We start from the raw sequence: 19,286 nt of genomic DNA, 5'->3' as shown, positions 1-19,286 counted from the left end.
TCAATAAGATAGGGATAATTCATGTTTAAGATTATCAGTCCTCAGACGGAGAACCAGCTGAATAAATACTATTTATTTCGCTGGCAAATGCTGCGAGAGCCATGGCATTTGCCATTGGGATCTGAGCGGGACGAATATGACCCAATGAGCCATCATCGGATGATTGTCGATAGTCGGGGACGTCCGATGGCTGTCGGTCGGCTATACATTACCCCGGACTGTGAAGGACAGATCCGTTATATGGCGGTTAAAGCGAATCGTCGGAGTCGGGGGATGGGGTCGCTGCTCTTAGTGACATTAGAGTCACTTGCCCGTCAGGAGGGCGCGAAGCGACTGGTATGTAATGCCAGAGAAGATGCTATCGCTTTTTATGAGAAAAACGGCTTTGAGCGCCGTGGTGAATTGAGTGATGAACGTGGCCCTGTCCGGCATCAGCAGATGGTGAAAACGCTGGATCCGATGGCGAATGTTCAGCGTAAACCGCAGTGGTGTTCCGAGTTGCAGGAACGCTGGGAGAACCAAATCCCGATCAGCGAAAAAATGGGCATCAAGATTAATCAGTACACCGGCTATCAGTTTGAGTGTTACGCACCGATGAATCCGAATATTAACCCACATAATACGATGTTTGCGGGTTCCGCCTTTACTCTGGCAACTCTGACTGGGTGGGGGATGGCATGGTTACTGATGCGAGAGCGCAATCTTTACGGTGATATTGTGATGGTCGATAGCCGGATTCGCTATCGTCAGCCTGTTTGGGAGAGTCCGCTCGCTGTGACCTCATTAGATGATATCAGTGGGGATCTGGATCGTCTCGAGTCTGGGCGTAAAGCCCGGATCATTGTGAATGTAACGATTAAAAGTGGGGATCAACCTGCGGTTCAGTTTGTCGGAACCTACATGTTAATCCCAAATTATAAGACGTTAATTGGCCGATGAATGCTGGGCTTCTTGTGTAGAGCCTGATTCGGACTGGGGAGCCTGTGGTACTGTTTTCGCCGGTTCGAGTAAGTTGTAATGCGTTTGTTTCTCCCCGGTTGTCACCGCGAGTGTTAACGAGCCTGCTTCAGACTGAGTTAAATCCCAGTGGCCGCTGATGGTTGCATTGAGTGCGTCGGCTGTTAAGTGCACTTCAGGTACGGTTAGTTTTCCTCGGTCTCCGGTGATTTTAATATCATTTATGGAAAAATCTCTTGGCTGCTCATTGCTGTCCGGTAGCTGGAGTTGACCCTCTCGGATATCCAGATTCAATAAGCCACTTAAAGTGTGATTGATAATCACGGCGTCTCCGGAAAGCCCCTGCGCCGAACCTGACAAATCAGCAATACCCTTCAGGTGGAGCGGAAGATGTTTAAACAGATTCAGGGGCAGGCTATCCGCGTCAACTGAAAATTGCCATGGTGCACCTTTCAATCCATATTGCCATTGTCCTTTGGCGGCCAGATATCCTTTGGAGAAAGGAAGAAATAGTCGATCCAGTATCCAGTTCTGCGCCTGACTGTGCATTTCGACTAATCCTTGGGATACTACGAACTGACCATAGCTGAGATTATTGACGGAAACTCTCGCAGTACCCTGCCATAGCCCCCACTGTTGATCATTGAGCAGTTGAGCCTGATCGATATCCGTATTGATCCCTGATAATTGCCAATAAGGCTGATGGGCGAGCTGGATAACCTGGCTGTTCCGAATCTTCAGTTGTTCGACATTCACTTGTTTGAATGAGGGTATGAGTGATGCAAGCCAAATGAAGTCAGGCTCAGAACCTGACTCGATAAACATTTTCACACTCTGAGCCTGTAAATCCCGGATAGTTACCGCCTCGGGTGTGATTGAGCCGGATGCATGGAACTGGCCGTCCATGAGCGTTGCACTAAAGTCATCGACATCTAACTGGCCGGGGGTCAGGATAAGGTTGATACTGGGCTCTATCCACATCATTTTATCGAGTACCAGGCTTTCTGCATCTAATGAAAGCACTGCATGATTCTGTTTCCAGAGCGCCCCTGATGCGGCCGGGTAAAAATCTGTGAGGGATAAATCAAAATTATTTAACTGGATACGTGGCATATTGAGTTGGCTGTTTAACAGATCAAGCCGCTCAATTTGTGCGATATGCTGTTCAATCAGATCCCGGAATTTATGCGACAGTTGTTGCAACTGAGACTGAGACAAGTTCAACTTCTCTGTGGTTAAATTCTCGATGGACCAGCGTTGTCCGTTCGTTTCTGCTTGCAAGGAAAGTGAAGCTCCTCGCCATTTTGCGGTCAGGCTATCGATCTGGCTATGTTGTGATTGATAGCTACCCGTCATGAGCAGATCGGTGAGCGTTTCTCCTTGCCACATAACCTGAGACGCATACAGCTGGATATCACCATAAGGTAGATAAGCGTTTGCCGCATTCCAAGTCGGGTTCTGAATTTGCACATTGAGCCCGTGAATGATCAGATCGTCGGGGGTTGTAACCGAAAGGTTGCGGATAGCGAGTTGGTTGATTTTTAGGGTCTGTAACGAAGCAGGTAGAGATTCACGCTCGTTGCTTAGGGTGAGCCCATCAATGAGTACACTGTCGAATACGAGCTGGCTGAGGGTGCTTTGGTCAGGGTTGAGCCATACATCGACAGTTTGGAGCGGAGCGAGTTGTTGAGAGAGTGTGACGTGCTCAAATTTCAGGTGAAACGGATATTGGTAACTAATTTGCTGAGCGTGAAAATCCGGGAATCCTATTTTTTGGATGGTCCATTGCGCAACAGGTGTGAGATAGCGAGACTGAATCACCACGATCCCGGCGGTGAGCCCCATCAGGATAAGCAGAAGAGATACAAGAAATATCCGGATAATGCCTGTTTTCATTGTTTAAGACCATTGATTCATTCGGCCTAACAGATTGGAACAAAAATCGCTTTGCTTCAACAAAATTTGTGTTATTAGAAAAAAGCCCCTGAAAATAGGGGCTTGCTGATATTTTAAACGGTTTATTCGTCGATTTGCGGTCCGGCAGAAATGAGTGCTTTGCCTTCATCATTATCGGTATATTTAGCAAAGTTTTTCACAAAACGAGAGGCGAGGTCTTTAGCTTTGCTTTCCCATTGCAGTGCATCGACATATGTATCCCGCGGATCGAGAATCTCAGAATTCACGTTTGGTAATGACGTTGGAACTTCAAGATTAAAGATCGGGATGGTTTTGGTTGATGCTTTCTCGATCGAACCATCAAGGATGGCATCAATGATCGCCCGGGTATCCTGAATTGAAATCCGTTTCCCGGTACCATTCCAGCCAGTATTGACGAGATAAGCTTCTGCACCCGCTGCTTTCATACGTTTGACCAGCACTTCCGCATATTTGGTTGGGTGCAATGTCAGGAATGCAGCCCCGAAACAAGCGGAGAATGTTGGCGTCGGTTCAGTAATGCCACGCTCTGTACCTGCCAGTTTTGCGGTAAAACCGGAGAGGAAGTGATACTTGGTCTGCTCAGGTGTCAGCTTGGAAACCGGAGGCAGCACACCGAACGCATCAGCAGATAAGAAGATAACCTTACTTGCATGTCCGCCTTTCGAAACGGGTTTAACGATATTATCAATATGATAAATCGGATAAGAAACACGTGTATTTTCTGTTTTGGACCCATCATCGAAATCGACAGTGCCATCAGCACGAACGGTGACGTTTTCTAGCAAGGCATCTCTGCGAATCGCATGGTAAATATCAGGCTCAGCTTCTTTGGATAGTTTGATGGTCTTGGCATAGCATCCGCCCTCAAAGTTGAAGACACCATCATCATCCCAGCCGTGTTCGTCATCACCAATCAGCGCTCGTTTGGGATCGGTCGATAATGTTGTTTTCCCGGTACCGGATAGACCGAAGAAAACGGCAACATCACCATCTTTACCCATATTGGCAGAGCAGTGCATTGATGCAATGCCTTTGAGTGGCAAGAAATAATTCATCATGGCGAAAATACCTTTCTTCATTTCGCCGCCATACCAAGTGCCGCCAATCAGCTGCATTTTCTCTGTCAGGTTAAAGACCGTAAAGTTTTCTGAGTTCAGGCCATGAGCTTCCCAGTTTGAATTGGTGCATTTCGCCCCATTCATCACCACAAAGTTAGGTTCAAACGTGGCCAGTTCTTCCTCACTTGGACGGATAAACATGTTTTTCACAAAATGTGCTTGCCAAGCAACTTCTGTGATAAAGCGAACACAAAGACGAGTGTCTGGGTTGGCACCACAGTAACCATCGACCACAAACAACCGTTTCCCGGAAAGCTGTTTGGTGACCAGTTGTTTTAGATCATCCCAAACTGCCTGAGTAATGGGTTTGTTATCATTCTTGACTGTGTCAGACGTCCACCAAAAATTATCTTTTGTCGTGTCATCTTTCACAATGTATTTATCTTTTGGGGAACGGCCGGTAAAAATGCCGGTATCAACAGCAACCGCGCCTAACTCGGTCACGATACCTTTTTCATAACCTTCTAAGTTAGGGGCTGTTTCTTCGTCGAATAACTGCTCATAACTTGGGTTATGAATAACTTCGGTGACATCGGTGATGCCATAAGAGGTCAGATCCATATTTGCAGCCTTTATTTGTTCCATTACGGTCATAGGTGCTCCTTTGTAGGAATTGTAGAGATTTTGTAAGAATTCTTTTATTTAACCTGTATGCCATGCTAGCAACGAGCACCATCCAAAACAGGGAGATGGTTCAAAAAATACCCACATTTACTATGAGTATTTAGGTGTCTCGTCACATATTAGGGTAAGTTATTCTAACTTATAGAGACTAGTTTAGACTAGGTAATAGAAATTATTAATTTATGCAAATTAAGTGTTGTTAAAATGTTGGTTTTTATGGATTAAGTAGTTTTTTATATTGCCGAATAAACAATAAAGCCAGTTTTTCAACTGGCTTGGAGGATGAAAGAAATGCTTAATAATTGATGAAAATTAATGGATGGTTTTGTTTTGTTCCAAAGCGCTATAACGTAACTCTTTGATATCATTTTCATCAAACTGATAATCGGTACCACAGTATTCACAATGAAGTGCAATGACTGGGTTTTCTGCCAGCATTTCTTTTACTTCTTCTTCAGGGAGCGTGATAATTGCGGCACCACAGCGCTGTCGGGAGCAACCACAGTGGAAAGTCACTGGCTGGGGGTCAAACAATCGCACGGTTTCCTGATTGTACAAGCGATAGAGCAATTCATTGGCTGGTAGAGAAAATAGCTCTTCATCTTTAATCGTATCGGTTAGCTGCTCAAGGTGTTCGAAATCGTCCGGTGAACCAGTGCCATCCGGCATGATTTGTAGGAGCATTCCTGCCGCGCAGAGCTTTTCTTCTGATTGTCCTGTTCTAATCCATAACCGTGTTTTCAACTGTTCCGACTGAGCAAAGTAACTTTCCAGAACACTGGCCAAGCAGTCGCCTTCCAAAGCGACAATACCTTGGTAGCGTTCACCTTTATCCGGGTCGATGGTAATCACTAAGTGACCATCTCCCACCAACTGGTGTAAGGTTGCGCCTTCAGGGATGTCGCCTTTCCAACGGGCAACACCACGGACATTCTGCTTATGATCGCCATTGAGGACAGCCAGCGATACGGGGCCATTACCCTGAATCTGCATCGTAATCGAACCTTCAAACTTGAGTGTCGCGGTTAGCAGAGACGTTGCAACGAGTAATTCTCCCAGTAAAGATTGAATTGGTGCCGGATATTCCTGACTGGACACGACTTGTTGATAAACGTCATCCAGTTGTACCAGCTCGCCACGGACTGATAACTCGTCAAACAGGTAGCGATTTAACATATTGCTTGCCATGAAGGAAACTCCAGCTTAGGTTCTTTATTGATGTTTAAATTTGATGATATCGCGTCGTTGCTTTTTATCGGGACGCTTATCCGGACTCGGGTTATGTGCATTCAATTTACGTTGCATCGCATGTGCTTCGCGTTTTTTAATGCTTTCCGCCGTTTCTGTATATAAGGTTTGTGCTTCGGGCGCGCCTCTACGTTGGTCTGATATTTTATCAATAATGACAACTTTTTCTTCCTGACCTTGTCTAAGCGTGACAGTTGCACCGACTTCTACGATTTTACTTGGTTTCGACCGTTGCCCATTATAGTGGACTTTACCACCGTCAACCATCGTTCTGGCAATCGAACGGGTTTTATAAAACCGTGCAGCCCAGAGCCATTTATCTAGTCGTACCGGGTCTTCGCTAGAACTCATCGCAAAATCATCCTCTGAATATGTTGTTTTACTCAATAATAAAAGGATAAATGGTGGTTTATCCCTAGGTTTTCAAGAAAATGATGAAATTTGAGTATAAAACAGTGGATAGTAAATTGGGTGTGTTATATTAGTCAGGATCTTAATATGGTGTAACAGAATCGGTTACGTCAATTAATCAGGGATAAATTCAAAGGGTTAGAGATTGCCACACGTTGACACACTAAAGAACTCAGTACCTGCGTTATTCATGTCTTTATTGCGTTCTTTCATTCACTATCAATCATTATTCAGCACCATTATTTCAGTGGGAATATGGGTAATTGTCGTCTGGATATTCGGTCAGTTGGTCTGGGCACCATTTGAAACGATGCAGGTTCAGTCATGGAAACCGCCTTCTTCCTCTGAATCCAGAGGGACAACCAATCATTTTGACAGTGCATTTGTGAAGGAAAAGCAACTCTTTGGTGAACTACAAAAGCAGAGTGATAAGCCTGTTGTTCAAGAGCATGTCGTCAATGCCCCGAAAACAAAATTAAACCTGAAGCTTGTTGGTGTTGTTGTGAGTGATAACAATACGGAAGATCTTGCGATTATTGATTATCAAGGCGTTCAGGCAACTTACGGCCTGAAGGAACGCATTGAAGGAACGCGGGTAACGCTGGAATCGGTTTTGAATGATCGGGTGATTATCCGTAATTCCGGCAGAAATGAAACACTCATGCTGGAGGATGTGGAATACAGCCGTCTGGGCAGTACGGATAGTCAGCCGCCTGCTGTGCTGAATAACCCGTCTCCGGATGATTTTGTCAATTATGATACCGGTGAGCTGAGTACCCAGTCGGAACGACTGGCTGAAATCAAGCATGAAATTGCGGAAAATCCACAGACTTTATTTCAATATGTTCGTTTGTCTCAAATGAGACGAGATGATGATATTCTCGGTTACCGTTTGAGTCCCGGGCGTTCACCGGAATTATTTCAATCTGTCGGATTAGAGAATGGTGATATTGCCGTTGCATTGAATGATGTCGATTTAAGAAAGGAAAGTGCAATGTCAGATATCTCTTCGGTCTTATCAGACCTTTCGAATGTAAAGATTACAGTAGAAAGAAATGGGCAGACTCATGATATATATATTCAATTTTAATGCAGCGTCGCTAGGCATTGAGGGAGTAAAGACGTGAAGTATTGGCTAAAAAAAAGCGCGTGGCTGTTGTTAGGGAGTATGATGCTTTCTCCGGTAGCTTTGGCGAACGAGTACAGCGTCAATTTTAAAGGCACTGATATTCAGGAATTTATTAACATTGTCGGTCGTAATTTACATAAAACAATTATTGTTGATCCGTCCGTACGCGGCAAAATCGATGTACGGAGTTATGACACGCTCAGTGATGACCAATACTACGGTTTCTTTCTGAATGTTTTGGAAGTTTATGGTTTTGCCGTGGTTGAAATGGACAACGGTGTACTGAAAGTCATTAAATCGAAGGATGCGAAAACCTCAGCTATTCCTGTATTGGATTCATCCGGTAACACCGATGCTGACAGTGTCATTACCCGTGTTGTTTCGGTGCACAATGTGTCGGTTAAAGAGTTATCTCCGTTATTGCGTCAATTAGTGAATAATGCTGGCTCCGGTAATGTGGTTCACTATGAACCTGCGAATATCATTTTGCTGACCGGGCGTGCCGCAGTTGTGGATCGCTTGGCGCAAATTATTGACCGGGTTGACCAAGCCGGGAACACGGATATTGATGTGGTAACACTGACCAATGCTTCAGCGCCGGAGATTGTACGAATTGTCAGTGCGCTTGATACCAATAAAGAAACAAGAAGCCTGCCGCAAATTCTTCAGCCGCAAGTGGTTGCTGATGATCGGACGAATTCGATCCTGATCTCCGGAGATCCGAAAGTCAGAAAGCGCATCGTACGGTTAATTAAACGGCTTGATATCGAAATGGCAACCAAGAGTAACCACCGGGTGGTATATCTGAAGTATGCGAAAGCTGAAGACTTGGTCGATGTGCTGAAAGGTGTCTCTGATAATATTCAGTCGGAAAAGCAGGGAGAGCAAAAATCGGTTCCTTCCAGTCGGACGGACGTCACCATCGCTGCTCACAAGGACACTAACTCTCTGATTCTGAGTGCGCCGCAAGATATTATGAAGCCCTTACTGGATGTTATCAGCCAGTTAGATATTCGTCGGGCTCAGGTACTGATTGAAGCTTTGATCGTCGAAATGTCTGAAGGAGAAGGGATTAATCTCGGGGTTCAATGGGGTTCGATTGAAAGCGGTTCGGAAATCCAGTTTGGTAACAGTGGCGCTTCTATCGGTAAGGTGATGGTTGGTCTGGAAGAAGCAAAAGATCAGGTTAGCACTGAGTATTACACCGATAATAATGGTAATCGTCGGCCTTATACGACGACAGAGTCCGGTGACTATAAGTCGCTGTCTGATGCATTGAGTGGTGTAGAAGGTGCCGCGGTCAGTATTGTGATGGGTGACTGGACATCGCTCATCAGTGCGGTTTCCAAAGACTCCAGTTCCAATATCTTATCATCACCGAGTATCACGGTCATGGATAACGGTGAAGCTTCATTTGTGGTTGGTGAAGAAGTTCCTGTGTTGACTGGGGCAACCTCAAGCTCCGGGAATGACAATCCTTTCCAAACTGTTGACCGTAAAGAGGTCGGGATTAAATTAAAGGTAGTTCCCCAAATCAATGAAGGAGATTCAGTTCTGCTCAATATCGAGCAGGAAGTCTCGAATGTGCTGGCCGCTAACGGTGCTGTTGATGTCCGTTTTGCCAAACGTCAGTTAAACACCTCGGTCATGGTCAAAGATGGTCAAATGCTGGTCTTGGGCGGGATGATCGATGAACGCACTCAGGAAAGTGACTCGAAAGTTCCTTTACTCGGCGATATTCCTTTGCTGGGATACCTATTCCGTTCAACCAGCACCAAAGTTGAAAAACGCAATCTGATGGTCTTTATTAAGCCGACAATCATTCGTGATGGCATGACAGCAGATGGTGTCACTCAACGCAAATATAACTTCATTCGGGCTGAGCAGCTGGTCAAAGCCGAAAAAGGTCTGAAATTAATGGGTGATAAGAAAACGCCGGTGATCCCTGCGTTTAATCTTCAGAGTCATTATCCGGAAGAATTACAGGCATTTCTCGAACAGGTTCCAAAGGATCAGGAGCAGGAGTAGCGTTGTGCAGCGTTTACCTTTTAGTTTTGCAAACCGGTATAAGCTCGTATTTGACGCCTCGCATGAAGATGAGACACCTCATCTCTATTATGTTGAGCCGGTATCTATTGCGGCTTTGGTTGAGGCCAAGCGAGTGTTGCAAAAGTCGTTTGAGCTGGTGGCGCTTCCCGAAGCTGAGTTCGAAGCAAGGCTGACGAAGGTCTATCAGCGTGATACGTCCGAAACTCGACAATTGATGGAAGATCTCGGTGCAGATAGCGATGACTTTTTTGCGCTGGCTGAGGAACTGCCAAATAATCAGGACTTACTGGACTCTGATGACGATGCGCCGATTATCAAGCTGATTAACGCGATGTTGAGTGAGGCTATCAAAGAAGAAGCCTCCGATATTCACATTGAAACCTTTGAAACGTCGTTGTCGATTCGTTTTCGGGTCGATGGCATGTTACGTGAAGTTTTGTCGCCCAGCCGTAAATTAGCCCCTTTGCTGGTCTCACGTGTGAAGGTCATGGCAAAACTGGATATTGCGGAAAAACGGGTACCGCAAGATGGCCGTATTTCGTTGAGAATCGGTGGCCGGGCGGTTGATGTCCGTGTTTCAACCATGCCTTCCTCTCATGGTGAGCGGGTGGTGATGCGTATTTTGGATAAAAATGCGACTCAGATGGATCTCTACAGTCTGGGCATGACCGAGCGTATCTTCGTTCGGTTCCGGGAGCTCCTTCAGCGACCCCACGGCATTTTATTGGTCACGGGGCCAACCGGTTCCGGTAAATCAACCACGCTCTATGCCGGTTTACAAGAACTGGATCGGAATGAAAAGAATATTCTGACGGTTGAAGACCCGATTGAATTTGATATTGACGGTATCGGTCAGACACAGGTCAATCCGAAAGTCGATATGACGTTTGCCCGAGGGCTGAGAGCGATTCTGCGTCAGGATCCAGATGTTGTGATGGTCGGAGAGATCCGGGATTTGGAAACCGCACAAATTGCTGTGCAGGCATCTCTCACCGGGCACTTGGTGCTTTCCACATTGCATACCAATACCGCGATTGGGGCGGTCACGCGTCTGAGAGATATGGGGATTGAATCTTTTCTGGTGTCATCATCGCTCGTCGGTGTGTTGGCTCAGCGGTTAGTGCGTACGCTATGCCCCGATTGTAAGCAGCCATTTGAGGCCGATAAAGAACAGCGTGAGTTATTCGATGTTCAAGAGAATGAGCCGCTGACGCTTTATGCACCGAAAGGGTGTGAGAAATGTCATTACAAAGGTTACCGGGGACGGACAGGGATTCATGAGTTATTAGTGATTGATGAGAAAGTCAAATCACTGATCCATACCGAAGCGGGTGAACAGGCGGTTGAACAGCAAGTTCGCGAATCTTGTCCAAGTATTCGTATGGACGGGCTGAATAAGGTTCGTGCAGGAATTACAACACTTGAAGAAGTGTTGCGAGTGACTGAGGAGATCTGATGGCTGCATTTGAATATCAGGCGCTGGATCTCAAAGGAAAACGCAAAAAAGGCGTGATTGAGGGGGATAGTGCTCGACATGTCCGCCAGCGTTTAAAAGAGCAGGGGCTGACACCCATTGCGGTGAATGCCACGCAAGCCCAGAAAAAGAACCAGACTGAAAGCAATTCGGTGTCATGGAAAAGAGGTATTGGGGCGACGGATCTCGCGCTGTTAACCCGGCAAATGTCGACATTACTTCAGTCAGGCATGCCCTTGGAGGCCTGCCTGCAAGCCGTGATTGAGCAGACCGAAAAACCACGGATTCGTAGTGTTCTCACTCGTGTCCGGTCAAAAGTAACGGAGGGGTTTTCTTTAGCCGATAGTATGGCTGATTACCCGCATATTTTTGATGGATTATTTCGTTCTATGATTGCTGCCGGTGAGAAGTCCGGGCATTTGGACATGATTCTGAATCGGCTGGCAAGTTATACTGAAAATCGGCAGAAGATGCGTTCAAAGCTATTACAGGCGTTGATTTACCCTATTGTTCTGGTGGTTTTTGCAATCACGATCGTAGCCTTTCTTTTGGCTGCCGTTGTGCCCAAAATTGTCGGGCAATTTATCCAAATGGGACAGACTCTGCCGGCATCGACTCAGCTTTTGTTAAATATGAGCCATTTTGTTCAGGAGTGGGGTTGGTTGGTTTTATTGGTGACTTTAGGTGGCTGGGCATTTATTCAGTCTGCTTTGAAGCGGCCACATATCCGCTTTGAATTTCATCGTAAGCTGATGAGTGTGCCGATGCTTGGTAAAATCGTCCGGGGGTTGAATACCTCCCGTTTTGCACGGACACTGGCGATATGTTCTTCGAGTAGTATTCCCATTCTCGATGCCATGCTTGTCGCCAAAGATGTCGTGGAAAACACGTATATGAAACAGAAGGTACAGGAAGCGGCAGAATCAGTCAGAGAAGGTGCGAGTATTCGTAAATCTTTGCAACAGACTCAGCTTTTTCCACCGATGATGCTCCATATGATTGCCAGCGGTGAGCAGAGTGGGGAGCTGGAGAAAATGCTGATTAGTGCCGCAGATAATCAGGACGAACAGTTTGAAGCGACGGTTAATATCGCTCTGGGGCTGTTTACCCCGATGCTGATTGCACTCATGGCCGGATTGGTTTTATTTATTGTCATGGCAACCCTGATGCCGATTTTAGAAATGAACAATTTAATGACACGCTAGTCTGAGCTGTTTATTGGTTAGGAAACGTGAATGTTGGAGTAGGAATGAAAATAAAAAATCAAGTAAGCAAACAAGGTGGTTTTACACTGTTAGAAGTAATGGTCGTGATCGTTATCCTTGGGCTTTTGGCGAGCTTTGTTGTCCCGAACCTGTTGGGAAATAAAGAGAAAGCCGATCAGAAAAAAGCGATTGCCGATATTGTATCTCTGGAAAATGCCTTAGATATGTATCGCTTAGATAACAATGCTTATCCAACCACGGATCAAGGGTTGGAAGCATTGGTGACCAAACCGTCGAACCCTGAGCCACGTAATTATCGTGAAGGTGGCTATATCAAGCGTTTACCACAAGACCCATGGGGCAATGACTATCAATATTTGAGCCCGGGTGATAAGGGTAAAATTGATGTCTTTAGCTATGGTGCTGATGGTCAGGAAGGCGGCGAAGGGAATAATAGCGATATCGGTAACTGGAACCTGCTTGACTTCCAGTAATCGTGGATTGGATGAATACTGCTCATGAAATACCACCGTGGTTTTACACTGCTGGAAATTATGCTGGTTCTGGTGGTGATTTCACTGGGCAGTATGGTCGTTGTGATGTCGCTGCCCGACCGCTCTCAGGATGAGGTGCAACAAACGGCCGAGCGGCTTTATCAGCGATTACAGCTTTTGAGTGAAGATGCCATTTTCAGCGGGCGGACTTACGGTCTTTACGTCGATGAAAAAAAGCATCAGTTTCTTTTTCTGATGTTATCGGATAAGGGCTGGAAGAACCTTGAGGCTCAGTCACCCATCAAAGGTGAGTTGACGGCTGAAGCGGGAACGATGTTCCGTTTTGAATCTGGTGGTGGCGTCTGGAATAATCCGGAGCGCCTGTTTAGTCAGGAATCTTTGTTTGAGGAGATGGATTTTCCTGACCAAGACGAAGATGAGAAGCCCATTCCGCCACCACAGGTATTTATTCTCTCTAGTGGCGATATTACGCCATTTTCTATCCAGTTTTGGGCGGATTCTACACCAGATTCATTATGGTTAGTCGAAACCTCTGAAGACGGCATTCTGCAAATTCAGACTCCCTCGGATCAGAACGATGAAGCAAATTAAGGGAATGACATTGCTGGAAGTGCTGATTGCATTGGCCATATTTGCAACGGCATCGATCAGTGTGATTAAAGCTGTCAGCCAACATGTCAATACAGTTCACACGCTTGAAGAAAAGATGTTTGCTGCGATGGTGGTTGATAATCAAATGGCGCGGATCATGCTCGCTCCGGAAAAATTATCTAATCAGGAAGGCACGGAAGAGATGGCGGGGACGACTTGGTATTGGAAAGTCTCTTTGGTTGAAACAAGTAATGATGTGCTGAAAGCCTTTGATGTGAGCGTTTCCCAAAGTAAATCCGGTCCGTCGATTGTGATTGTGAGAAGTTATGTTGCAAATGAAGCGTCGTAGCCGGGGGTTCACTTTAATCGAGGTGTTGGTTGCACTGGCTATTTTGGCGAGTCTGACAATTGCTGCTTATCAGGTTCTGAACCAAGTGCAGCGGAGTAATGTGGTCAGTCAAGAAAGTGAGCAACGGCTGGGAGAAATCCAGAAGGCACTGGCGATTATGGATAGTGATTTTCGTCAGATGGCAGCTCGCCAGTTCCGCAATCAGGGAGAAGATCCCGGTGCTCAGTTATTGTGGATGCAGGACGGGTTATTATCTTCAGAGAGTGTGGGTATTCTTTTTACACGACATGGCTGGATTAATCCTCAGATGCAGTTCCCCCGTGGGGATATCATTAAGGTCGGATACCGTTTGATCGACGAGCGTCTGGAAAGAGTCTGGTGGCGTTATCCCGATACGGTTGCCGGAGATGATGGCATTGTTCGGCCACTGTTGACTCAGGTTGAGTCAATCAGCTTTCGTCTATATCACAATCATCAGTGGGTGAAACAATGGGAAGACAAAGGTGTTTTGCCGGAAGCGGTTAGTGTGACAATAAAACTGAAAGATTATGGGCAGATTGAACGAATTTATCTGATTTCCGGAAGTGAGCTGAGTTTATCCAATGCATCCAAATAGATCGTTGCAAAAACAGCGTGGCGTTGCCCTGATTCTCGTGTTGCTGATACTGGCAATGATGGTTTCCATCGCTGCCACGATGTCAGAGCGTTTGTTTACCCAGTATCACCGCTCAGGCAACCAACTCAGATATCAACAGGCCTATTGGTATAGTCTCGGTGTTGAAGCGCTGGCTAAATCGGCCATAAAAGAGAGTTATGAAGATAATGATGAGGCCGTTAATCTGAGCCAGCCTTGGGCGGTTAAAGATAGAAAATATCCGTTGGACTACGGCACGGTCGAAGGGAATATACAAGACATGCAGTCTTGTATGAATATCAATGCGTTGGCGGGGATCAACTGGAATCCTGCTGATACGGGAACGCCTTATCTGGTACAGGTATTACAGCATCTGTTTGAAGCGGAAGACATTGATAATTATCAGGCAGAAATCGCTGCGAACTCGATTTGGGAATTTATTGATACTAACCGTTCGATTAATTCGGTCAGTGGGGTAGAAGACAGTTTTTATGAGTCGATGTCGCCTGCTTATGTTGCTCCTGACAGTTTATTGGCTGATGCCACAGAGATTCGGGCAGTACAGGGCGTCAGTGGAAAAATCATGCTAAAAAGTATGCCGAGTTTATGTGCGTTACCGACCAATGAATGGCGATTGAATATCAATACCATTGCGGTCAGGCAAGCCAACCTTTTAGTGGCAATGTTTTATCCTTATCTCAGTCAGTCCGCAGCGGTACAGTTGATTGAGGATCGACCTTACTCCGGGTGGAAGAGTCTCGATGATTTTTGGGCACAAGGTGAATTGAGCGGGATTGACGAGACAATTAAGTCAAACGCGACTGCTTTTCTCGGGATTGATAGCAAGTATTTTGAATTAGATGCTCAGGTCATGGTTGATGATGCCCGAGTAAGGGTTCGGAGTCTGATGTTTAGTAAAGATAGAAAAACTGTGACGGTCGTTCGCCGTCGCTATGGAGGAGAGCGTGAGCGAATATCTGCTCGTCCGGCTGAGTAAGCAACCCCAAGCCAAAGGGTATTGGTGGATCGGTGCTGAGCATGCGACAACGATTGAAAAGTCAGGAGAAATAGCCTCCTGGACCAATATAGATGAGTTAGTACCTCATGCAGAGGGGCGGCCGGTGATCGTGTTACTTTCCGGTGCCGATGTGGTGATGAAGACTGTTTCTTTACCGGCCGGCGGGGCTCGTCAGTATGAAAAAATGCTGCCGTACTTAGTTGAAGATGAACTGGCTCAGGATGTGGATACATTACACTTTTCCGTATTGGCGAAACAAGAAAATCAAGTGTATACCGCTGCGGTGGAGCGGGATTGGCTGAGCTGTATTCTGGAGCAGTTTGAAGCTTGTGGGCTGCAAGTAGAGAATGTCTTGCCGGATGTGTTGGCATTGCCGGAAGAAGAGCATGCGACGGCGGTTCAATTCGATCATGAATGGATGATTCGTCAGGGGCCATTCAGTGGTATCTGTATTGAAAATTCATGGCTTCCCATATTTACCCGGATGAATGAAAACACAGAAGAAAACCCGGTAGTTGAGATTACCTCTTACAGCCGGGCGCCTGAAACGAATGATCTGTGTTCCCAGGTTTGGACTGAGAAGCTGGTTGATTCTATTGACCTGTTGCTATACCGCGGCGCATTAAGTAGCCCGATCACATTGTTGACCGGTGCATTTAAGAAGTCTTCTTCTGTGATGAAATATTGGCAAATCTGGCGTGGTTGTCTGGTTGCGCTGGTGGCGTTGATTACTTTGATGTTGATTCATCATGCGGTTGATATTCGTCGGATGTCCCAAGAGGCCACAGCCTTGAGGACAGAAAGTGAACATATTTTCAGAACGATATTTCCGGATCGGCACAAAATCCCGACGGTGAGTTACTTGAAAGGGCAGTTTACCAGTGAAATTAACAAGTTATCCGGTAGTGAAGGGCAGGATTCTGCACTGTCACTCTTTACATCACTGGCGGAAACCATCGGTCGTATCTCAGGGATACAACTGCAACGTATTCACTATGATGGGGCGCGGGGCGATATTCGTATTGATGTGAAAGGTGCTGATTTTCAGGCATTTGAAGCGACGCGCCAGAAACTGTCTCAGAAATTTGATGTACAACAAGGGCCGCTCAACCGAGATAATAACCAAGTCTCAGGGTCTTTCATCTTAAAGAATAAGTAGGTGAATGGTATGAATCAATGGATGAATCGTGGCTATACTTGGTGGAAGACATTGTCCTCCAGAGAGCAGCGATTGTTACTGATCACTGTCAGTTTAAGTGTCTTGGCACTACTGTATGGTGGTATCGTTCGTCCCATACAGGAACAGCGTGTACTGGCTCAAAATCAATTGACCGCAGAGAAGAATTTATATAGCTGGGTCACTGAGCAAGCAGATGTCCTGACTCAGCTAAGAAAGCGTGGGGATGGTCCTGTTTCAAATGAGCCGATGAACCAAGCAGTCGCCGGTTCGACGGGGAAGTTTGGTGTCCGGTTAATTCGAATGCAACCCAAAGGTGATGGCTTACAAATTTGGGTGGAACCAGTCTCATTTAATCAATTTATTGACTGGTTGGCTTTTTTAAGACAGCAGTATGGTATTCAGGTGATGATGATGGATATCGATAGAGCTGAAAAAAATGGCATGATTGATATAAAACGCCTGGAATTAGTTCGAGGTTAAATAAAGTGAAGAAAAAAATTATGTATGTCGTTGGTTTGTTTTTTGTGTTTGTGGTCAGTGTGCTGGTGCACTTACCTGCAAATATGGCTTTAAAGTTTATTCCCCAGCCGCGAGAGCTTTTGTTGAGCGGGGTTGGCGGAACAATATGGCATGGTGAAGTTCAGTCTGCCAAATGGATGAATTATGATCTGGGGTCACTGGTTTGGAACTTGCGCCCTCTGGCTATATTCAAGGGTAAGATTGAGGCAAATGTCGCTTTAGGCAAACGTCATGAGGCGGCACTTCGCGGGTCTGGTGAGGTTGGGGTCGGTTTTTCCGGTGTTTATGTCCGCAATCTGTCACTGACGGCACCTGCCCGGTTTGTTGCCGAGAATATGCATTTACCACTTCCGGTGAGCGCTGATGGCGCATTCCGACTGGTGATTGATAATTATCGATATCAGCCTCCGTTTTGTGCTCAGGGGGAAGGTGAAATTACTTGGACCAATGCTCAAATATCGATGCTCTCTCAATCGGTTCCGTTAGAAAAAGTCTCAGCCCGTCTGGCTTGTGAAGATGGCCGGGTTAGTCTGAAAGGCCAGCAACTGTCGGATGCACTACAAAGTGAGTATTCGATGGTGTTGACACCACAGGATCAGTATCAAGTACAAGGTTGGGTAAAACCGGGTGAGCGTTTACCTAAAATGTTCAACCAGTGGATTCAAACCTACGCATCGACAGATGCTCAGGGGCGTTACTCGTTTCAGTCAAACGGTACACTGACACTTCCCAATTAAATCGTTACTGACTGATGTATCCTTGACGGACGTTCCCCTGACGAATGTTCCCTGAAATAGATAGCATTGGGAGCGTCAGCCCTTATGGGTGAGAATATCTTGCCAGGGAAGCGTTGGATCTCCGATGACGATAAAATTGGGGTTTTCCAATGTTTCTCTGAGATTATAAGAGAGCGGTGAAAGCTTCGTACTAAGGAGCTTTCCGCCGGCTTCTTCAACAATACATTGCGTTGCGGCAGTATCCCATTCTCCGGTTGGGCCCAACCGCAAATAGCAGTCAACGGCTCCTTCAGCAACCAGACAAGCTTTTAACGCAGCAGAACCGAGCGGCACTAAATCATAGTTCCATTCTGTACTCAAACGATTGGTGATGCGGTTGATATTTTGGCGGCGGCTGATGGCAATCGAAATTGACTGACTGGAAAACTCATGTCGGTGAGTATGGATCCGTAAACTGTCGGATAAATCTGGGATCTTCCAAGCCCCTTTACCACGACAAGCATAATAGGTTACACCGGATACCGGGCCATAAACCACCCCTATGACAGGCTGATTGTCTTCTACCAGTGCGATAATTGTTGCAAAGTCCCCACTGCGTGCAATGAATTCTTGTGTGCCATCCAGTGGATCGACCAACCAGTAACGAGACCATTCGGAACGTTTTTCCAGACTGATATCGGCATCTTCTTCCGAGAGTACCGGAATGGTGGGAGTCAGCGCGTTAAGTTTTTCAGTAATCAGCTTATGGGCGGCTAAATCAGCGCTTGTCACCGGCGTTTGGTCTGATTTTGTGAAAGCTTCGTAGGACTTGGTTTGGTAATAATCCAGAATGAGCTGCCCGGCAGAACGGGCAATTTCAATGAGTTTTGGTAACAGGTGCGAATGATCCTGCTTCATAATGGGGTCACCTCCGGGAGCAGCGGATGTTGCTTCACATAATTTAAGGTGAGAAGCAGCGCTGCCACGCTACGGGCTTCACAAAAATCAAGGTGCGTTAACAATTCTTCAGCCTGAGATAATGGCCACCGAATGACTTCAAGCGGTTCTGGTTCATCGCCGACAAGTTGTTCAGGATATAAGTCCTGAGCGATAAACAGAGACATTTGTCCGGAAAAATAAGAGGGTGCCAAGACCAGATCTTTCAGGTGTATCAGTTGGTTGGCACCGAATCCCACTTCTTCTTTGAGTTCTCGCACAGCGGCTTCTTCAGCATTTTCACCGGGGTCAATCAATCCCTTGGGAAAGCCCAATTCGTAGCGTTGTGTACCCGCAGCGAATTCACGAACCAGCAGAATATCGCCTTGAGCAGTGACTGGCACCATCATAACTGCATGGCGTCCACTGGGGCGCATCCGTTCATACGTGCGTTGTTCACCGTTGGAAAAACGCAAATCCAGAGATTCGACTGTAAAAAGACGCGATTGAGCAACCGTCGTGATATTCAGGATCTCTGGGTTCTGTTTGGACGTCATGCTGATACTCCTCCGTGATATCTATAGTTTAACTATATGAAAAAACTGATGGGGATGAAAACACTTGTCTGTCGATATTGACAGTTGTTTTACCAACAAGAGTCACATAATAGAAAGT

General features: G+C 46.2%; 19 protein-coding genes. 13 read left to right on the top strand and 6 right to left on the bottom strand.

Translation table 11 applies throughout. From position 1 onward, the window contains the following. Positions 1–21 precede the first annotated feature (21 nt). Entirely contained in the window at positions 22–939 is a 918-nt protein-coding gene (locus VR7878_RS14820) for a bifunctional GNAT family N-acetyltransferase/hotdog fold thioesterase (RefSeq protein WP_077336842.1), read from the top strand. Here the strand turns inward: VR7878_RS14820 and VR7878_RS14815 are convergent. The 4 genes from VR7878_RS14815 to hslR form a co-directional block, all read right to left on the bottom strand. After that, complete coding sequence (locus tag VR7878_RS14815) at positions 925–2,853, bottom strand: AsmA family protein (RefSeq protein WP_077336841.1); 1,929 nt, start codon at positions 2,851–2,853, stop codon at positions 925–927. The two genes, VR7878_RS14820 and VR7878_RS14815, sit on opposite strands and share 15 nt — an antisense overlap. 122 nt (positions 2,854–2,975) lie before the next feature. Continuing rightward, positions 2,976–4,607: a phosphoenolpyruvate carboxykinase (ATP) gene (pckA, locus tag VR7878_RS14810; RefSeq protein ID WP_077336840.1), complete on the bottom strand. Its 1,632-nt coding sequence runs from the start codon at positions 4,605–4,607 to the stop codon at positions 2,976–2,978. A gap of 342 nt (positions 4,608–4,949) precedes the next feature. Next, positions 4,950–5,825: an Hsp33 family molecular chaperone HslO gene (gene hslO, locus VR7878_RS14805; RefSeq protein ID WP_077336839.1), complete on the bottom strand. Its 876-nt coding sequence runs from the start codon at positions 5,823–5,825 to the stop codon at positions 4,950–4,952. A gap of 24 nt (positions 5,826–5,849) precedes the next feature. Then, positions 5,850–6,236 (bottom strand): ribosome-associated heat shock protein Hsp15, encoded by a 387-nt coding sequence (hslR, locus tag VR7878_RS14800; protein WP_077336838.1) that lies wholly within the window; start codon positions 6,234–6,236, stop codon positions 5,850–5,852. 250 nt (positions 6,237–6,486) lie between these two features. Here hslR and gspC point away from each other — a divergent pair, with 250 nt between their 5' ends. Genes gspC through VR7878_RS14740 form a run of 12 tightly spaced genes read left to right on the top strand, consistent with a single transcriptional unit; the run spans position 6,487 to position 17,696 of the window. After that, positions 6,487–7,386, top strand: a complete 900-nt coding sequence (gene gspC, locus VR7878_RS14795; RefSeq protein WP_077336837.1) for a type II secretion system protein GspC — start codon at positions 6,487–6,489, stop codon at positions 7,384–7,386. Between the two features lie 33 nt (positions 7,387–7,419). After that, complete coding sequence (gene gspD, locus VR7878_RS14790) at positions 7,420–9,453, top strand: type II secretion system secretin GspD (protein ID WP_077336836.1); 2,034 nt, start codon at positions 7,420–7,422, stop codon at positions 9,451–9,453. Continuing rightward, complete coding sequence (gene gspE, locus VR7878_RS14785; RefSeq protein WP_235862896.1) at positions 9,437–10,930, top strand: type II secretion system ATPase GspE; 1,494 nt, start codon at positions 9,437–9,439, stop codon at positions 10,928–10,930. The genes gspD and gspE overlap by 17 nt, the downstream gene beginning before the upstream one ends. Then, positions 10,930–12,153: a type II secretion system inner membrane protein GspF gene (gene gspF / locus VR7878_RS14780; protein ID WP_077336834.1), complete on the top strand. Its 1,224-nt coding sequence runs from the start codon at positions 10,930–10,932 to the stop codon at positions 12,151–12,153. The genes gspE and gspF overlap by 1 nt, the downstream gene beginning before the upstream one ends. A 44-nt stretch (positions 12,154–12,197) precedes the next feature. After that, on the top strand, positions 12,198–12,647 hold the full coding sequence (gspG, locus tag VR7878_RS14775) for a type II secretion system major pseudopilin GspG (protein WP_021021702.1): 450 nt from the start codon (positions 12,198–12,200) through the stop codon (positions 12,645–12,647). Between the two features lie 24 nt (positions 12,648–12,671). Next, complete coding sequence (gspH, locus tag VR7878_RS14770; RefSeq protein ID WP_077336833.1) at positions 12,672–13,259, top strand: type II secretion system minor pseudopilin GspH; 588 nt, start codon at positions 12,672–12,674, stop codon at positions 13,257–13,259. After that, positions 13,246–13,608, top strand: coding sequence for a type II secretion system minor pseudopilin GspI (gene gspI / locus VR7878_RS14765; protein ID WP_077336832.1), 363 nt, complete (start codon positions 13,246–13,248; stop codon positions 13,606–13,608). The genes gspH and gspI overlap by 14 nt, the downstream gene beginning before the upstream one ends. Then, positions 13,586–14,224 (top strand): type II secretion system minor pseudopilin GspJ, encoded by a 639-nt coding sequence (gspJ, locus tag VR7878_RS14760; protein ID WP_077336831.1) that lies wholly within the window; start codon positions 13,586–13,588, stop codon positions 14,222–14,224. The genes gspI and gspJ overlap by 23 nt, the downstream gene beginning before the upstream one ends. Further along, a complete protein-coding gene (gene gspK, locus VR7878_RS14755; RefSeq protein ID WP_077336830.1) occupies positions 14,211–15,239 on the top strand; it encodes a type II secretion system minor pseudopilin GspK in 1,029 nt (342 codons plus the stop codon). The genes gspJ and gspK overlap by 14 nt, the downstream gene beginning before the upstream one ends. Next, positions 15,208–16,419 carry a type II secretion system protein GspL gene (gene gspL, locus VR7878_RS14750; RefSeq protein WP_159440475.1) on the top strand — a complete coding sequence of 404 codons (1,212 nt, stop codon included), beginning with the start codon at positions 15,208–15,210 and terminating at the stop codon, positions 16,417–16,419. The genes gspK and gspL overlap by 32 nt, the downstream gene beginning before the upstream one ends. Before the next feature lie 9 nt (positions 16,420–16,428). Then, the gene (locus VR7878_RS14745; protein WP_139344107.1) at positions 16,429–16,920 is read left to right on the top strand and encodes a type II secretion system protein M; all 492 of its coding nucleotides are present in this window, start codon (positions 16,429–16,431) and stop codon (positions 16,918–16,920) included. 5 nt (positions 16,921–16,925) lie between these two features. After that, the gene (locus VR7878_RS14740; protein WP_139344106.1) at positions 16,926–17,696 is read left to right on the top strand and encodes a type II secretion system protein N; all 771 of its coding nucleotides are present in this window, start codon (positions 16,926–16,928) and stop codon (positions 17,694–17,696) included. 75 nt (positions 17,697–17,771) lie between these two features. Here the strand turns inward: VR7878_RS14740 and cysQ are convergent, their stop codons facing one another. Next, positions 17,772–18,593 (bottom strand): 3'(2'),5'-bisphosphate nucleotidase CysQ, encoded by an 822-nt coding sequence (gene cysQ / locus VR7878_RS14735; protein WP_077336826.1) that lies wholly within the window; start codon positions 18,591–18,593, stop codon positions 17,772–17,774. Next, a complete protein-coding gene (gene nudE, locus VR7878_RS14730; protein ID WP_077336825.1) occupies positions 18,590–19,168 on the bottom strand; it encodes an ADP compounds hydrolase NudE in 579 nt (192 codons plus the stop codon). The genes cysQ and nudE overlap by 4 nt, the downstream gene beginning before the upstream one ends. Positions 19,169–19,286 lie beyond the last annotated feature (118 nt).

This window comes from Vibrio ruber DSM 16370 (genome assembly GCF_900163965.1).
In the GTDB taxonomy this organism is placed as follows: Bacteria; Pseudomonadota; Gammaproteobacteria; order Enterobacterales; family Vibrionaceae; genus Vibrio; species Vibrio ruber.
This window is presented reverse-complemented; position numbering and strand designations above follow the sequence as displayed.

Excerpts from the sequence above, each read along its gene's own strand:
- VR7878_RS14820 (WP_077336842.1), top strand. The coding sequence starts at position 22 with ATGTTTAAGATTATCAGTCCTCAGACGGAGAACCAGCTGAATAAATAC.
- VR7878_RS14815 (WP_077336841.1), bottom strand. The coding sequence starts at position 2,853 with ATGAAAACAGGCATTATCCGGATATTTCTTGTATCTCTTCTGCTTATC.
- pckA (WP_077336840.1), bottom strand. The coding sequence starts at position 4,607 with ATGACCGTAATGGAACAAATAAAGGCTGCAAATATGGATCTGACCTCT.
- hslO (WP_077336839.1), bottom strand. The coding sequence starts at position 5,825 with ATGGCAAGCAATATGTTAAATCGCTACCTGTTTGACGAGTTATCAGTC.
- hslR (WP_077336838.1), bottom strand. The coding sequence starts at position 6,236 with ATGAGTTCTAGCGAAGACCCGGTACGACTAGATAAATGGCTCTGGGCT.
- gspC (WP_077336837.1), top strand. The coding sequence starts at position 6,487 with ATGTCTTTATTGCGTTCTTTCATTCACTATCAATCATTATTCAGCACC.
- gspF (WP_077336834.1), top strand. The coding sequence starts at position 10,930 with ATGGCTGCATTTGAATATCAGGCGCTGGATCTCAAAGGAAAACGCAAA.
- gspG (WP_021021702.1), top strand. The coding sequence starts at position 12,198 with ATGAAAATAAAAAATCAAGTAAGCAAACAAGGTGGTTTTACACTGTTA.
- gspH (WP_077336833.1), top strand. The coding sequence starts at position 12,672 with ATGAAATACCACCGTGGTTTTACACTGCTGGAAATTATGCTGGTTCTG.
- gspI (WP_077336832.1), top strand. The coding sequence starts at position 13,246 with ATGAAGCAAATTAAGGGAATGACATTGCTGGAAGTGCTGATTGCATTG.
- gspJ (WP_077336831.1), top strand. The coding sequence starts at position 13,586 with ATGTTGCAAATGAAGCGTCGTAGCCGGGGGTTCACTTTAATCGAGGTG.
- gspK (WP_077336830.1), top strand. The coding sequence starts at position 14,211 with ATGCATCCAAATAGATCGTTGCAAAAACAGCGTGGCGTTGCCCTGATT.
- VR7878_RS14745 (WP_139344107.1), top strand. The coding sequence starts at position 16,429 with ATGAATCAATGGATGAATCGTGGCTATACTTGGTGGAAGACATTGTCC.
- cysQ (WP_077336826.1), bottom strand. The coding sequence starts at position 18,593 with ATGAAGCAGGATCATTCGCACCTGTTACCAAAACTCATTGAAATTGCC.
- nudE (WP_077336825.1), bottom strand. The coding sequence starts at position 19,168 with ATGACGTCCAAACAGAACCCAGAGATCCTGAATATCACGACGGTTGCT.